Source organism: Paenibacillus forsythiae T98 (genome assembly GCF_000520735.1).
Lineage (GTDB): Bacteria > Bacillota > Bacilli > Paenibacillales > Paenibacillaceae > Paenibacillus_AQ > Paenibacillus_AQ forsythiae.
In genome coordinates, this window is sequence record NZ_ASSC01000404.1 from 1 (window position 1) to 1,651 (window position 1,651).

A 1,651-nucleotide genomic window follows, 5' to 3' on the forward strand; every position below is an offset into this window, starting at 1 on the left:
TGTATCTTTTGCCAATGAGCTCGGCAAGGTTCAGGAGGAGATCGAGCAGATCAAGGGAAGAATGCGCTATATCGATCAAAATGTGCTGTACTCGACGGTGGAGCTGCGGCTGTACCAGCCCGACGAGAGCACGGTAAATCCGCGTAAGGAAGAGCCGCAATCGCTGTTTGCCAGAGCCTCCGATGCGCTGCGCGGAACGCTGAACGCCCTCTCCATGGGATTCGAATGGCTTATAATCGTTCTGGCCGGGGCGCTGCCGGTGCTCGTCGGGGCGGGTCTCATCCTGGCTCTGCTGCTCTGGTTCCTTCGCTTAAGACGGCGCCGCAGGGAAGCGGCTTCACCGGGGATTCGGGCAGCCGATCGGCGCGGAGAGAAGGATCAGGCTGCTTACGCTTACGGCACGGATGAAGCGAGCCGCACGGGTGGGGAAGATGAGCCTGGAGAAGAAGAGCCGAAGGCGCCTGAACAGCTAGGGGACAAATAAGAGCACAAGCCTCCGTAAGAGAGAGAACCCTTTTGCGGAGGCTTGTGCCGTTTTCTATTCCTTTACAGGAAGAGCGTTCTATTGAAACAAGAAGCGGTATTCGCCATAGCCTTCCTGCTCAAGCTCCTCCCTGGGAACAAAGCGCAGCGCGGCGGAATTGATGCAATAGCGGAGACCGCTTGGTCCCGGTCCGTCGTTAAAGACATGGCCCAGATGCGAATCCGCCTCCCGGCTGCGCACCTCCGTTCGGATCATCATGTGGCTGAGATCGGTCTTCTCCTTCACCGAATAGTCGCGGAGCGGACGGGTGAAGCTGGGCCATCCGCAGCCGGAATCATATTTATCCCTGGAGCTGAAGAGCGGCTCTCCGGACACGATATCCACATAAATGCCTTCTCCATGATGGTCCCAGTAATCATTTTGAAAAGGCGATTCCGTGGCATTATTCTGTGTCACTTCGTATTGCAGGGGGGTAAGCCGCTGTTTCAGGCTTTGCTTGTCCTCTTTATGGGACCAGTGGCTCTCGATAAAGGCCTCCCGTCCGGAGGCTTTGCGGTAGCGCTTGTAATGGCCCGGGTTTTTGCGGTGATAGTTCTGGTGATATTCTTCCGCAGGATAGAAGACCCCGGCCGGAACAATCGGCGTCACAATCGGCCCCTCGAAACGGCCGCTTTGCTCGGTGGCGAGCCTGGATGCCTCGGCTTCCTTGCGCTGCTCCTCGTTGTGATAGAAGATGGCCGTCCGGTAGGAAGAGCCGCGGTCATGGAACTGGCCGCCGGCATCCATCGGGTCAATCTGCTGCCAGAACAGCTCCAGGAGCTTGCTGTATGGAAAAATGCCCGGATCGAACGTGATTTGCACGGCTTCGGCATGTCCCGTCGTTTCGGAGCAGACATCTTCGTAAGTCGGATTGACCGTATGCCCTCCGGTATAGCCGGAGACGACATCGATAATGCCGGGCAGTTCCTCGAACGGGGAGACCATGCACCAGAAGCAGCCGCCTGCAAAGGTCGCCTGTTCAGTGCGGGAGTCTGTTTGATTCGTCGGGTTGTCACTCATCGTTGTCCCTCCTGTCAAATGAAGCAATTAAATAGAACACAATTTAATTATAAACCATATAAATAGAGATTTCCAACAAGCCGCAAGCTTCAGGCTGAACCCTTGCTC

Annotated in this window: 2 protein-coding genes; one reads left to right on the forward strand and one right to left on the reverse strand. The window is 56.1% G+C overall.

From position 1 onward, the window contains the following. Positions 1-484: DUF4349 domain-containing protein (locus L692_RS28695; RefSeq protein ID WP_025700439.1), on the forward strand; the 484-nt coding region annotated here is incomplete at its 5' end. 78 nt (positions 485-562) lie between these two features. Here the strand turns inward: L692_RS28695 and msrB are convergent. Next, the gene (gene msrB, locus L692_RS0112855) at positions 563-1,543 is read right to left on the reverse strand and encodes a peptide-methionine (R)-S-oxide reductase MsrB (protein WP_025700441.1); all 981 of its coding nucleotides are present in this window, start codon (positions 1,541-1,543) and stop codon (positions 563-565) included. Between the last annotated feature and the right edge of the window lie 108 nt (positions 1,544-1,651).